The sequence below is a fragment of the Leifsonia shinshuensis genome (assembly GCF_022606355.1).
GTDB classification, from domain to species: Bacteria; Actinomycetota; Actinomycetes; order Actinomycetales; family Microbacteriaceae; genus Leifsonia; species Leifsonia shinshuensis_B.
In genome coordinates this window covers 629,259-642,302 of record NZ_JAHHZQ010000003.1, presented here as the reverse complement: position 1 = coordinate 642,302, position 13,044 = coordinate 629,259, and the positions used below count along the sequence as shown (strand labels likewise).

Here is a 13,044-nt window from a genome sequence, read left to right as displayed (position 1 = left end):
CCTCAGCCATGATGTTCACGTGGTGATCGCAGCGGCGGAACGGGTCTCGCGAGTGGCTGCGCTCCCCGCCGAGTACGCCTCGTTCGTCGACCGGCGCGAACAGATGGCACAGGCGCGCGCACAGCTCGGCGAGGGCCGCCTGCTGACGGTCGTGGGCGCCGGCGGCATCGGCAAGACCCGGTTCGCGATCCGCCTGGCCGGTACCATGCGCCGGGAGTTCGGCGATGATGTGTGGTTCGTCGACCTCACGGCGGTGGCGCCCGGTGGTTCCGTGGCCGACCAGGTGGCGACGCAGCTCGGCCTGGAGAGCGTCGGCCGCGATCAGGAGGCGGTGGTCACCCGGTTCTTCGCCGTCCGCGCCGCGCTGCTCGTGATCGACAATTGCGAGCACGTCATCGATGGCGCGGTCTCGCTGATCACCCGGCTCCTCGTCGAGTGCCCCGAGCTGACGGTGATCGCCACGAGCCGGGAGGACCTCCGGATGACCTCCGGCCGGATCTCGCGGCTCGAGCCGCTCTCGACTCCGGGGCCCGGCGAGCCCACGCGGCTGACCGCTGTCGAGCTCTTCCTGGACCGGTGCGCATCGGTGCTGCCGGATCCTTCGGCCGCCGAGCTCGCCGACATCGCGGCGATCTGCCGCAGGCTGGAGGGCGTCCCGTTGGCCATCGAGCTGGCGGCGACCCGGGTGCGGGCGATCGCGCCCCGGCAGATCCTCGAGCGGCTCGACGCCCCGCGGCGGCTGCTGGTCGGCCGGGAACGCGATGCTCCGCCCCGCCAACGCTCGGTCGCCGATGCCATCGCCTGGAGCTACGACCTGTGCACGGATGGCGAACGGGCGCTCTGGCGGCGGATGTCGGTCTTCGCCGGAGGGTGGACTCTCGCTGCGGCCGAACGTCTCGCCTCGGATCTGGCGCTCGCCCTTCCGGTGATCGACGTCGTGGAGTCGTTGCTCGACAAGTCCATCGTCCGCCGCACGGACGGGGCGGAGGGCATCACGTTCTCGATGCTCGACCTCGTGCGGCGATTCGGGCTCGACAGCTCCACTCGCGACGAGGTGGAGGAGGCGCGGCTGGCGCATCGGGCCTGGCACGTCGAGCGGCTGCAGGCGATGGAGGCCGACTGGTACGGCCCGAACCAGGTCGCCTGGCTGGCCTTCGCCCACCAGCAGCTCCCGGACCTCCGCACGGCAGTCGACTTCAGCGTGCAGCGTGGCGACGCGGCGATCGCTGCCGTCCTCCTCGTGACGGCCTGGCGGGTCGTGTGGCAGGCACAGGGTCGGTTCGACGAACTGCGGCGGCGCGGCCTGGAGGTGCTCGCGCTCGGCGAGATCGACACGCCGGAACTCTGCCAGCTCCTCGTGATCGTCGGCGGGATCGAGTGCGCGCAGGGCGATCGCGCTTCCGGTCTCGCGCGGCTGGACGAGGCGGCAGAGATCGCGGAACGCCTCGGCGACGCGTACACGATGTCGGCGATCCCCGGGATGCACGGCTCGGTCGACTCCGATGTCGAGTCGAGCATCGCCGCGTTCGAGCGCTCGCTCGCCCTCCAGGGCGGGCGCAACCTGTTCATCGCCCGCGGAAACGTGGAGGAGCGGCTCGCTCTCGCGTACGACCGCGGGGGAAGGCACCGGCAGTCGGCAGCACTGCGCTCCGCTCTCGTGCGTCGCGCGGTGCGCGCCGGGGACGCCTTCGAGACGTCGTACCTGCTGATGAACGCCGGCCTCAGCGCCCAGGCACGCGGCCGATCGGACGAGGCTGCCGAGTTGCTCCGCCAATCACTGAGCCTGAAGCAGGGGATGAACGATCCCGTCGGGCTGGCCCAGGTGGAGGAGGCCCTCGCGAGCGTGGCCGCGTGGGAGGGCGACGCCACCCGGGCGGCGATCCTCCTCGGTGCCGCGCACACCATCTGGCTGGGGATCGGCGGCACCGTGTCGACCTTCCCGTCGGCTGCGACGGCGCTGCGCCCGCAGACGGTGGAGGCGGCACGCTCCGGGCTCGGCGCGCGCGCCTACGACGCGGCCTTCGAGAGAGGGCGGGGCTTCCTGTTGGCCGACGGAATCGCGTTCGCCCTGGGCGCCGAGCTGCCCGAGAGGCCGGACGGCGGCGCCTCCGCGCAGTCGGTGCTCACCGCCCGCGAGCGGCAGGTCGCCGCGCTCGTCGGCCAGGGACTGACGGATCGCGCGATCGCGGATCGGTTGGTGATCTCGCGACGGACGGCCGAAGGGCACGTGTCCCGAAGCCTGGTCAAACTCGGTTTCACGTCGCGATCCCAGCTCGCCGCCTGGAGCGCGCTCACCAGCGACGCCGACTGAGCCGGCCGCCCTTGGGGCAGGCCCGGACGACAGTCCGGGTGAAATCCATGCATTCTGGCCGACCCGTCTCGTCGCCTCACCCTCGAGGCCCCGGATACTGGCCAGCACCCGGCGCGCGCGTTACGCCTCCGCTCGTGCCGTGTCCCTCAGGAGAGACGGAGAAGGGACGTCGACGATGACGACACTCGAGACACGCGCCTCGATCCAGCGCGGCGTCTGTCCGTGCTGCGGTGCACGTGACGCGCGCCCGGCGATCGTGACGACGCTGGCCGGAGGGCCGGCCTTCGTGCTGGTCTGCGACCGGTGCGGCGGCTGCCGCGGCTACAACGGCTGAACGCGATGCATGACCGACCACCCCTTCGCGACGGAACGAGGAGCAGACATGTCGAAACAGACGCGCCGGGCACGACTCCGCACGGCGACAGCAGAGGCGCACGTGGAGCGCGCCGTCAGCGTGGTGACGGGGCGACCCATCCTCATCCGCTGCGAGTGTCCGCTCGGGCACGATCACACGTACGCCGAATGGCAGGAGCGGTTCGGCAGGGAGGCCGCTGAGGAGTGACGGGTCGCGCGGCGACGGTGTCACGACCGGCGCCGCGCGCTCGCACGAGCGGGTCGTCCATCGGCGCGACACCGCGCGTTCATCTGGTGTTCACCGTGCGCGCGGAGTAGCTTGCGCTTCATGGGTGACCGTGTGGAGCGCGCCCGGGCCTGGCGCGGTGTGAGCATCGGGGTGGTGTGCGCGCTGCTCGCCGTGCTGGCGACCGCGGCGCTGCTCTTCCTCATCCCCACCGAGGGCGAGAATCCGCGGGCCTGGGGGATCATCGTCTGCGGCGTCGTGACCGTCGTCGTCTGCGCTCGGCTCGCGCGGCGCAACTGGCGGCTGCTGAGGCACTACCGCGCCGACGACCTCCCTCCCGCGCACGAACCGCATGCGGAGGTGCGCCACCGTGTGCCGCACCTGACCCACCGGCGGCCGGTGCACCACTAGTACGCGCCGCCCGAGTCTCCCCGCCTACGGCGTGAGCACGACCTTGCCGCCGGGATGCCCTCCCTCGACCAGGCGTGCGGCTTCGGCGGCCTCCACCAGCGGGAAGGTGCGGGCGACGTCGACCTGGAACGCGCCCTCGGCCAGGAGGTCGAGGACGAGCGGGTACGCCTCGGCGCGCAGGCGCAGCTCGTCGGCGGTCAGGGGGACCGGGTTCCCACCTCCCCAGGCGAGGATGCCCAGCTCGGCCGCGCGCGGACCGACGACGATCGTGCCGATGCGCGAACGGTCCTCGACCAGGGCGAACGACGCCTCGAGCGCTTCGTCGGTGCCGATGGCGTCGAGGATGCGGTCGTAGCCCTGCGGCGCAGCGTCGCGCAGGCGCTCCAGCAGACCGGCGCCGTAGGCCACCGGGACCGCCCCGAGTTCGCGCAGCCGGTCGTGGTTGGCGGGCGACGCCGTCGCCACTACGGTCGCACCCATCCGCCGGGCCAGCTGGATCGCGGCGCGGCCGACGCTTCCCGACCCGCCGTGGATGAGGAGCGTGGTGCCTGGTCCGACGCCCAGTGAGACGAGCGCTTGGTGCGCAGTACCGGCAGGGACTCCGATCGCCGCCGCCTCCTCCCAGCTCACCGCCGCAGGCTTGCGCACGAGGTGGGAGGCCGGGGCGACCAGGTGGGTCGTGTATGCGCCGCGCGCCTCCCGCACCACCACTTCGTCGCCCGGGGCCCAGCCGGTCACACCCGAGCCGGCCGAGAGCACGACGCCGGCCGCGTCGCTGCCCGGCACACGCGGCTCGGTGATCGGGGCGCTCGGCCGGGTGCCGCTGCGCAGCTTGCCGTCGATCGGGTTCACGCCGGCCGCGCGCACGGCGACCACCACGCCGTCCTGCGGCGCCGCCGGGTCGGGCGTGGAGGCGACCTCGAGCACCTCCGGGCCTCCGAGGCGGTCGTACTGGATCTGCGTGGCCATAGGTGTCCTTCCGTTCGCGGCGGTGAAGAGGTGGTGACGGGCCGGCGTGGCGTGAGCCGACGTGTGGGGTGCGCCGGCATGTGGAGTGCGCCGGCAGCGGGGCTCAGCGCTGGGCGAAGGCCGCGCGGTAACGCGTGGGCGGCACGCCCACCTCGGCGTCGAAGTGGTGGCGCAGCAGCGTCGCACTGCCGAACCCGCTGCGCCGGGCGACCTCGTCGATCGCCAGGTCGGTCGTCTCGAGCAGCAGGCGTGCGTGCAGCACGCGCTGTGTGGTGAGCCACTGCATCGGAGGCACCCCGGTCTCTGCGACGAACCGGCGCGAGAAGCTCCGGGTCGACATGTGGGCCCGGGCCGCGAGCCCGGAGACCGTGTGGCTCTCGTCGAGCGTGTCGGTCAGGTGTTCGAGCAGTTCGCTGAAGGTGTCGTCCTCGCAGTCGGACACGGGCTTCTCGATGTATTGGCGCTGGCCGCCGTCGCGCTGTGGGGGCACGACCATGTTGCGCGCGATCGTGTTCGCGATCGCGCTGCCGAGTTCGCGGCGTACCAGGTGGAGGCACGCGTCGATGCCCGCCGAGGTGCCGGCGCTGGTGATGATCGTGCCGTCGTCGATGAACAGCACGTCCGGGTTCACGCGCGTCAGCGGGAACCGTCGCTGCAGGGCCTCGGCGTGGCGCCAGTGCGTGGTGCACTCGCGGCCGTCGAGGAGGCCGGCCGCCCCCAGCGCGAACGCTCCCGAGCAGACGCTGAGCAGGATAGCCCCGCGGTCGTGCGCCCGGCGGAGGCCGTCGAGCAGCTCGTCGGGGTAGTGATCGCGGATCGTCGCGGCCGGCACGGCGATGAGGTCGGCGTCCTCCATGGCCTCCAGTCCGTACGGCGCGATCAGGCGCACGCCGGTGTCGTGACTGATCGTCTCGCCGGGCTGCGTCGAGCAGACGCGGAAATCGAACGGCGGGATGCCCGCGTAGCTGCGATCGAGGCCGAACACCTCGCAGATCACGCCGAATTCGAACATCGCGAAATCGTCGATGATCGGCACGGCAACGCTCTTCAACATGCCGCCCAGTGTACTGGCCGAATGTTTGCGAAGATAGACCGGAAGCCATCTCGTGGCCGAATGTTTTCGTTCGTAACGTAGAGGTCATGGCAAACACTACCTGGGCACAAGGGATGGAACACGGCTGGGTGGCCCGCCCGGTCAGGACGAACGGCGGCGAGGTCGTGGCGTCGCGCCGACGCCGCTTCGTGTTGAGCGATTGGCTGCCGGCGGCGATCGCCGCACGCGGCGGTCGCGTCACGCGCGAGACCGATCGCGCCCTCGCCGACCTGCGTGCAGCGCAGGACGCCCGCAGCACCGGTCGCTGAGCGACCGTCCAACCCGCCTAGGCTGGTCGGATGGTCAGCAGCACAGTCGGATACCTCTTCGACATGGACGGCACCCTCGTCGACTCGCACGCGGTGGTCGAGGCGGTGTGGACGGAGTTCTGCGAGCGCCACGGGCTCGACCCGCGGGTCGTCATCTCCTTTGCGCACGGCAGGCAGGCGGGCGACACGGTCGCGCACTTCCTCCCGGCGCTCTCCCGCGAGACCCGGGCCGAGCTCGTCTCCGGGCTCGTGGTCGAGGAGGTCACTCGCACCGACGGCATCGTCGAGGTGCCGGGCGCTCGTCGGCTGCTGGCGGCGCTCGCCGAGCGCGGTGCTCCGGTCGCGATCGTCACCAGCGCGCCCCGCGAGCTGGCCATCGCCCGGCTGAACGCCGCAGGCGTCGGCATCCCCGACGTGCTCGTCGCCGCCGAGGATGTCGAGCGCGGCAAGCCCGACCCGTCCTGCTACCTCCTGGCCGCGCAGCGACTGGGCGTGCCGATCGCCGGCTGCGTCGTGTTCGAGGACGCGGAGGCGGGCCTCGCGGCCGGGGTCGCGTCCGGAGGCCGCACGGTAGTCGTGGGCGGCCACGTGTCGGCCACGACCGACGGCCTGGAGCGGATCCGGGACTACACCGGCGCGGTTCCCGGCGTCGAGCACGCAGCCGTCACCTCCTGATCCGACCGACCGAGCAGACGGATACGCCGGGGGTTGACGCCCGCGCCGCATCGTCCTACCCTTTAATCAATCAACTGATTGATTAAAGAGGTGGTTGACTAATGGAGCAGGACTCGCTCGACAGGGCCTTCGCGGCGCTGTCGGATCCGGTGCGGCGAGCGATCGTCGCTCGGCTCAGCCGCGGCCCCGCGACGGTCAACGAACTGGCCGAGCCGTTCGACATCACGCTCCAGGCGGTGTCCAAGCACATCAGTGTGCTCGAGGGTGCCGGCCTGGTGTGGCGCACGCGCGACGCGCAGCGGCGCCCCGTGCACGTGGACGCCGCGGCATTGCAGCGGCTCACCTCGTGGATCGACCGGTACCGGCTGGAGGCCGAGGCGCGCTACCGGGCGCTCGACGGGCTCCTCGCCGCAGCAGAACCGAGCAGACGGAAGAAGGAGAAGGAATCATGAGCAACCCCGTCGTCATCGATGCCGTACCCGGCACGTCGTACGCCGACATCACCCGCGAGTTCGAGGCCCCGGTCGAGGCCGTCTTCCGAGCCCACGCCGACCCCGAGCTCTACGTGCAGTGGATCGGGCCGCGCGGCCTCGACAACGCGATCACCCACTGGGACTTCCGCACCGGCGGTGGCTACGCCTTCGAGCAGGCCGACCCCGACGGGAACGTCTACGCGTTCCGCGGCGTCATCCACACGATCGTCGAGAACGAGCTCATCATCCAGACGTTCGAGTACCTGGGCGCGCCGAACGAGGTCAGCCTCGACCTGCTGCGGTTCGAGTCGCTCCCGGGAGGGCGCTCCCGGCTGGTCGGTCACTCGGTCTTCCCGTCCAAGGAGGCTCTGGAGGCGATGATCGCCGAGGGCATGGAGTACGGCATGACCGAGGGCTACCAGAAGCTCGACGAGCTGCTGGCGAGGGGGTGAGCCCGATGACGCGCGTCGTCGCCGACATCACCGTCTCCCTCGACGGCTTCGTCACGGGGCCCGACTCCGGGCCCGGCAACGGCCTGGGCACCGGAGGGGAGCCCTTGCACCGGTGGGTGTTCTCCGACGACCCGGACGACCAGCGCATCCTGGAGGCCGCCACCGCGCGCTCGGGCGCCGTCGTCATGGGGCGCAGGCTGTTCGATGTCATCGATGCCCCCGGCGGCTGGAGCGACGAGCTCGGCTACGGCGCGACGGAGGTCGGCAAGCCTCCGTTCTTCGTGGTCACAAGCGCCGCGCCCGAGCACGTTCGGTTGACCGGGCTCGACTGGACGTTCGCGACCACGGGCCTCGCCGACGCGATCGCGCTCGCGCGCCACAGCGCAGAGGCGCAGTCGGCCGCGAAGGGCGCCGACCTCGACGTGGTGGTGATGGGCGGTGGCGCACTGGTCGCCTCGGTGGTCGCCTCCGGCCTCGCGGACACGCTCATCCTCCACCTCTCGCCAATCATCCTCGGTGCGGGCACGCCCCTGTTCGTGAACGCCCCACGGCGCACGCTGACGCAGCGGGAGGTCGTGGTCACGTCCAACGCGACCCACCTCACCTACGACGTCGACTGACGGTGACCACCGGTGTCCACCGATCGGTGGACACCGGTGACCACCGTCAGTCGGTGCCGCCGCGACGCTCGGCCGACGACGCTGGAGACATGACTCCCGCATCCTCGTCGAAGCCGGCGCTCGTCGGCCTCATCCTCGCCGTCTCGATGACGACGATCGACCAGACGATCGTGGCGCTCTCCGCCCCGACCATCCAGCAGAACCTCGGCCTGAGCCACGACGGCATGCAGTGGGCCGTCAACGTCTACCTGCTCACGACCGCCGCGTTCTTCCTGCTCGGCGGCCGTGTCGCCGATGTCGTCGGGCACAAGCGGATGGCCCTCGTCGGCATCGCCGGTTTCGGCGTCACCTCGCTGCTCTGCGGCCTGACTCCGTCCGGCGACCTCGCCGAGGCCTGGCTGGTCGGCGCCCGTGCGCTGCAGGGCGTCAGCGGCGCGATCATGTTCCCCGCGGCGATCGGCATCGTCGTCGAAGGCTTCCCGCGCGAACGGCGCGGCCGGGCGATGGCGATCTTCTTCACCATCACCGGGGCGATGACCGCGGTCGGCCCGATCGCGGGAGGCTACCTCACGCAGTGGACCTGGCGTTCGATCTTCTGGGTCAATGTGCCGATCGCCGTGGTCTCCTTCGTGATCGTCGCGCTCACCGCCCGCCCGTCGACGCGTCGCCGCGAGCGGATCGACTGGCTCGGCGCGTCGGTCGTGGCGGCCGGTATGGCCGCACTCGTCTTCGGTCTCCAGCAGGCCAGCCCGTGGGGGTGGGGCAATGCGGCGGTGCTGGCGAGCATGATCGGCGGCGCCGTGCTGCTCGTGCTGTTCGGCTGGCTGCAGCTTCGCACGGCCCAGCCGCTCGTCCAGGTGCGGGCGTTCCGTGACCGCGGCGTCCTGTTCTCGCGCCTGGCGACGCTGTTCGCCTCCATCGCCTTCATGTCGGCCTTCTTCTTCCTCAGTGTGTGGGGCCAGGTGTCGCTGCAGCTGACGGCGATGGAGACCGGGATCCTGTTCCTCAAGTTCTTCATCGGCTTCGTCATCGGCAGCCGGATCGGCTCCGTGCGGTTCGACCGGCAGGGCGCGAAGGCGATGGTGCTGCTCGGCGGCGTCGTGGGGGCGGCCGGCTTCGTCTGGCTGGCGCTGGGCGCCACCGACCTCGGTGTGGACGGCTCGATCTTCTTCAACGCCCAGACCGCCCCGCTCGTGCTCGCCGGAACCGGCATCGGCCTCATGTTCACTCCGGTGTCGACCGACGCCGTCAACCGCGCGGTCGGCGCCAGCTACGGCGAGGCGTCCGCGCTGACCCAGACGATGAAGAACTTCGGAGGCGCGCTCGGCATCGCGGTCTTCTCGACGATCGTGACCTCCCGGCTGACCGACCTCCTGACCGCCTCGTTCGCGAAGTTCGGCGGCTCGGCGGCGAACGCGCAGGACGCGGTGAACCAGATCAGCGGCGCCTCCGACCGATCGAGCGCGCTGTCGACGCTGCCGCACGCCGTTCAGGAGCAGATCCTGCACGCCGTCCGTTCGGACTACGCGTCGGCCGTGCAGTGGGCGTTCTGGGGCATGGCGGCGGCGATGGCGGTCGTCGCGGTGATCGGGCTGCTCTACCCGGCGGGGCGCACTTCGCTGCCGGAGGGTGGAGAGGCCGACGGCTCGACGGAGACCGCCGAGCCCGCCGCCTCCGGAGCCGAGAACGCTACAGTCTGAACGTGACCCGCCCGTCCGACCTCATCGACGACCGCCCGACCGGCCGGGTCGACGACCGCTGGTTCGGCGACTGGATCGGCTACTCGGCCGCCGCTACCGTCGCCTCCGTCGTGCTGGTCCTGGCGAACCCGTACACCGGGCTCGCCAGGACCCTGACGGCCGCCGGGCTGATCCTCGCGCTCTTTCCCGTCTACTGGTTCGTCGCCCGGCCGAGTCGTGCGGGGGTCCGCTCGAACACCTGGCGTTCGTGGGCGTACGCCGGGCTCGGCACCGCGGTCTACTTCGTGGCCTACGGGCTCAACAACTGGTCCAACGTCGCCCTGTTCGTGCTGTCGCCGCAGTTCTTCCTCATGCTGTCCGCCGTCCCGGCCGCGATCGCGATCGTCGTGCTCAACCTCGGCGGGGTGGGGGTGCGCTGGCTTGTCGGCGACCTCGCCCCCGGCGACGTCGCCTCCACGATCGGCATGACGCTGCTCGTCATCGCCGTGTCGATCTACTTCAGCAATCGCATCACGGCCGTCACCAAGCAGAGCCGGGAGCGCGGCCTCCTCATCGAGCGGCTGCGCGAACAGCAGCGCGAGATCGCCGAGCTGTCCGAGCAGCAGGGCGCAGCGGCCGAGCGCGAGCGCATCGCACGTGAGATGCACGACACCCTCGCGCAGGGGTTCACGAGCATCGTCACGCTGGGCCACGCGGTTCAGGGCGAGCTGGAGGCCGACCCCGCGTCCGCGCGCCGGCACGTGGAGTTGATGACCGAGACTGCGCAGGAGAACCTCCGGGAGTCGAGGCGCATCATCGCGGCCCTCACTCCCGGACGGCTGGCCGACTCCACCCTCGACCAGGCGCTCGCCCGGGTCGCCGCACGCTTCGGCGACGAGACCGGAGTCCCGGTGGAGTTCCGCGTGGACGGCGCGCCGAGACCGGCGGCCCCGGCCGTCGAGGTGGTCGCGCTCCGCGTGTTCCAGGAGGCGCTCGCGAACGTGCGCAAGCACGCGGGCGCCCGCACGGTCGAGGCGTCGCTCGCCTACGAACCGGCGGCGGTACGGCTCAGCGTGCGCGACGACGGTCGGGGCTTCGACCCGGCTGCGCCGCGGGACGGCTTCGGCATCGACGGGATGTCGTCGCGGGTCCGCGAGGCCGGTGGGACGTTCGACCTCGCGAGCGCCGCCGGTCGGGGCACCCGGCTGGTCGTCCTGCTCCCGACGGAGGGCGCGCGATGATCCGCATCCTGCTCGCGGACGACCACCCCGTCGTGCGCGAAGGCATCCGCGGGATGCTGCAGGGCTACGACGACATCGAGGTGGTGGGCCAGGCCGGCAGCGGACCGGAGGCCGTCTCGCTCGTCGCAGAGCTGAACCCGGACCTCGTGCTGATGGACCTGCGGATGCCGGGCGGCGACGGCGTCGCGGCGACGCGCGCGATCGCGGCGGGGCATCCCGCCACGCGCGTCGTCGTGCTGACCACCTACGAGACGGATCAGGACATCCTGCGTGCCATCGAGGCGGGAGCGAGCGGCTACCTCCTCAAGGACATCGCGCCCGCCGAGCTCGCGCGCTCCGTGCGGGCCGCGGCTGCGGGGGAGACCGTGCTGGCGACGTCCGCGGCCTCCGCGCTGCTCGGTCGCCTCCAGGGACGGGGGCAGGCTCCGGCCCTGTCGGCCCAGGAGGTCAAGGTGCTGCGACTCGCGGCGGACGGCCTCACCAACGCGGCGATCGGCTCCGAGCTGTTCATCGGGGAGGCGACGGTGAAGACCTACCTGGCCCGCGCGTACGAGAAGCTCGGCGTGTCCGACCGCACCTCCGCGGTGCGGCGGGCGCTCGAGCTCGGCCTCCTCGACACCTAGCGCGTGGCTCCCGCGCCCGCGCGACCCGTTCCGCCCGACCCGACCGCCCGACACGCCGCCGCGGTGCGCGCCGATGCGGCGGGTCGCGACCATCGTTGACCCAGGAGGTGGGGCGTTACGCTCCGTGCGGCGCGCCGTCTCACCCGGTGGACGGGCCGCGTCTGGCGACAACGGCCGGCGGCTCGTCCTCCACACCGCGGGGGCGTCCGTACCCGCCGGCGTCAGAATCCACCGGCGTCAGAATCCACCGGCGTCGGTACCCACTGGCGTCAGGGCATGGCCAGCACGATCGTTCGGCCGGCCGGGCGCTGATCGGCGAGGCGATGGGCTTCCCACACCGAGTCGAACGGCACCACCTGCGGATCGAACGGGGTCAGCCGGCCGTCGGCGGCGTCGTCCAGGAGCCCGGCGAGCAGACGGCGGTACGCCGGCCGCCTCCTGAGCACCCAGAACGGCACGGCGCAGACCACCTCGCGCGGGTGGCCGAAACGGTGCAGCACAGCGGAGGCGGTCTCGCGCACGGCGTCCTCGCGCCGCTGCCCTGCACGGCCGGCGAACGCGGTGTGCACGACCACGCCGCTCGGGTCGACGGCCTCGCGGACGCACGGCGATCCCGAGTCGTCGATCGCGGCCTCCACGGAGCCGCCGGCCAGCTCGCGGGCGCGCGCCGGCCAGTCGGGGTCGCGGGAGTCGGCGAGCGGCACGTCCAGGCCGTGTGGGGCGAGCGCCGGCGGGAGGGCGGATCCGGTCCCCACGACGACACGGTCGTCGCGCAGGGCGAGCTGTGCCACGAGCGACCCGACGGCTCCGCTGACACCCTGCACCAGGATGCTGCGGGCCGGCCCCGCGTACCGCAGAGCGACCGCCGCGGTCACGGCGGTCAGCGGAAGAGTCGCCGCGCGCTCCGAGGTCAGGGCGTCGGGAACCGCGACGAGGAACGTGGGTGACAGCACCAGGCGCGTCGCGTGCGCGCCCATCCGCGGCAGCACGCCGGCGACCCGGGCGCCGGCGCGCAGGCCGAGCGCCGCCGACACCGCGGACTCGGTCTCCAACACCCCGACGAAGTCGTAGCCCGGAACGAAACCCGGCACCGGCTGGAGCACGTAGCCGCCTCGCCGGGCCAGCACGTCCGTCGAGCTGAGCGCGGCGTGGGTGATCCGAACGGCCACTTCGTTGCCGCGCGGCGGCCGGAGCGTCTCGTGCGTGATCGCCATGGCGGAGGCGTCACCGAAGCGAACCACCCGCGCGGCGGAACGCTGCACGGATGCGGACCCCCGGCTCGCCATCGGTCAGCCGGCGCGGCGTTGCAGGAGGCCGGCCCGCTCGGGGTGGGCCTCGAACCAGTCGGCGACGTACCAGCACATCGGCACGATCCGGCGGTCGGAGGTGCGTTCGATGTCGTCGACGGCGTAGGCGACCAGGTCGGCGGCGTATCCCTTGCCGCGCTGCGCGGGCACCGTGAACGCCCGGGTCAGCGAGATCGTGCCGCCCAGGATGCTGTAGTCGAGGATGCCGACCAGTTCGCCGCCGATCCGCATCGCGTAGCGGTTCGCGTCGGTCTCGTTGCTGAACTCGGTGGACATGCGCCCATCGTACGACCGTCGCGGGCGGAACGGAGGGGAGGTATCGTGAACGCGTGGGCACCCGA

General features: G+C 72.0%; 16 protein-coding genes. 12 read left to right on the top strand and 4 right to left on the bottom strand.

All coding sequences use genetic code 11. The features are described from left to right. Positions 1 to 19: 19 nt before the first annotated feature. The 4 genes from KNO15_RS23370 (at position 20) to KNO15_RS14545 (ending at position 3,302) form a co-directional block, all read left to right on the top strand. The gene (locus tag KNO15_RS23370) at positions 20 to 2,311 is read left to right on the top strand and encodes an ATP-binding protein (protein ID WP_241704492.1); all 2,292 of its coding nucleotides are present in this window, start codon (positions 20 to 22) and stop codon (positions 2,309 to 2,311) included. 175 nt (positions 2,312 to 2,486) lie between these two features. After that, on the top strand, positions 2,487 to 2,645 hold the full coding sequence (locus tag KNO15_RS14555; protein WP_241704491.1) for a hypothetical protein: 159 nt from the start codon (positions 2,487 to 2,489) through the stop codon (positions 2,643 to 2,645). 48 nt (positions 2,646 to 2,693) lie between these two features. After that, positions 2,694 to 2,873 (top strand): hypothetical protein, encoded by a 180-nt coding sequence (locus tag KNO15_RS14550; RefSeq protein ID WP_241704490.1) that lies wholly within the window; start codon positions 2,694 to 2,696, stop codon positions 2,871 to 2,873. Positions 2,874 to 2,993: 120 nt separating this feature from the next. Continuing rightward, the gene (locus tag KNO15_RS14545) at positions 2,994 to 3,302 is read left to right on the top strand and encodes a hypothetical protein (protein ID WP_241704489.1); all 309 of its coding nucleotides are present in this window, start codon (positions 2,994 to 2,996) and stop codon (positions 3,300 to 3,302) included. 24 nt (positions 3,303 to 3,326) lie between these two features. Here KNO15_RS14545 and KNO15_RS14540 read toward each other — a convergent pair whose 3' ends face one another. Both KNO15_RS14540 and KNO15_RS14535 read right to left on the bottom strand, forming a co-directional pair. Next, the gene (locus KNO15_RS14540; protein WP_241704488.1) at positions 3,327 to 4,271 is read right to left on the bottom strand and encodes an NADP-dependent oxidoreductase; all 945 of its coding nucleotides are present in this window, start codon (positions 4,269 to 4,271) and stop codon (positions 3,327 to 3,329) included. A 103-nt stretch (positions 4,272 to 4,374) separates the two neighbouring features. Continuing rightward, positions 4,375 to 5,325 (bottom strand): helix-turn-helix domain-containing protein, encoded by a 951-nt coding sequence (locus KNO15_RS14535; RefSeq protein WP_241704487.1) that lies wholly within the window; start codon positions 5,323 to 5,325, stop codon positions 4,375 to 4,377. Between the two features lie 86 nt (positions 5,326 to 5,411). On the opposite strand from KNO15_RS14535, the gene KNO15_RS14530 reads away from it, so the two are divergent. The 8 genes from KNO15_RS14530 (at position 5,412) to KNO15_RS14495 (ending at position 11,396) form a co-directional block, all read left to right on the top strand. Then, positions 5,412 to 5,633, top strand: coding sequence for a hypothetical protein (locus KNO15_RS14530; protein WP_241704486.1), 222 nt, complete (start codon positions 5,412 to 5,414; stop codon positions 5,631 to 5,633). Between the two features lie 30 nt (positions 5,634 to 5,663). After that, a complete protein-coding gene (locus KNO15_RS14525; protein WP_241704485.1) occupies positions 5,664 to 6,308 on the top strand; it encodes an HAD-IA family hydrolase in 645 nt (214 codons plus the stop codon). A gap of 101 nt (positions 6,309 to 6,409) precedes the next feature. Then, on the top strand, positions 6,410 to 6,760 hold the full coding sequence (locus KNO15_RS14520; protein WP_241704484.1) for an ArsR/SmtB family transcription factor: 351 nt from the start codon (positions 6,410 to 6,412) through the stop codon (positions 6,758 to 6,760). Continuing rightward, the gene (locus KNO15_RS14515) at positions 6,757 to 7,233 is read left to right on the top strand and encodes an SRPBCC family protein (RefSeq protein WP_241704483.1); all 477 of its coding nucleotides are present in this window, start codon (positions 6,757 to 6,759) and stop codon (positions 7,231 to 7,233) included. Before KNO15_RS14520 ends, KNO15_RS14515 begins: the two co-directional genes overlap by 4 nt. Positions 7,234 to 7,238: 5 nt before the next feature. Then, positions 7,239 to 7,853, top strand: a complete 615-nt coding sequence (locus KNO15_RS14510) for a dihydrofolate reductase family protein (protein ID WP_241704482.1) — start codon at positions 7,239 to 7,241, stop codon at positions 7,851 to 7,853. Positions 7,854 to 7,942: 89 nt separating this feature from the next. Next, on the top strand, positions 7,943 to 9,553 hold the full coding sequence (locus KNO15_RS14505; protein ID WP_241704481.1) for an MFS transporter: 1,611 nt from the start codon (positions 7,943 to 7,945) through the stop codon (positions 9,551 to 9,553). A gap of 2 nt (positions 9,554 to 9,555) precedes the next feature. Next, on the top strand, positions 9,556 to 10,773 hold the full coding sequence (locus tag KNO15_RS23365; protein WP_241704480.1) for a sensor histidine kinase: 1,218 nt from the start codon (positions 9,556 to 9,558) through the stop codon (positions 10,771 to 10,773). Continuing rightward, on the top strand, positions 10,770 to 11,396 hold the full coding sequence (locus tag KNO15_RS14495) for a response regulator transcription factor (protein WP_241704479.1): 627 nt from the start codon (positions 10,770 to 10,772) through the stop codon (positions 11,394 to 11,396). The genes KNO15_RS23365 and KNO15_RS14495 overlap by 4 nt, the downstream gene beginning before the upstream one ends. A gap of 269 nt (positions 11,397 to 11,665) precedes the next feature. On the opposite strand, the gene KNO15_RS14490 is transcribed toward KNO15_RS14495, so the two are convergent. Together KNO15_RS14490 and KNO15_RS14485 are read right to left on the bottom strand one after the other, a co-directional pair. Further along, a complete protein-coding gene (locus KNO15_RS14490; protein ID WP_241704478.1) occupies positions 11,666 to 12,610 on the bottom strand; it encodes an alcohol dehydrogenase catalytic domain-containing protein in 945 nt (314 codons plus the stop codon). Between the two features lie 75 nt (positions 12,611 to 12,685). Next, entirely contained in the window at positions 12,686 to 12,979 is a 294-nt protein-coding gene (locus KNO15_RS14485) for a GNAT family N-acetyltransferase (protein WP_241704477.1), read from the bottom strand. Positions 12,980 to 13,044 lie beyond the last annotated feature (65 nt).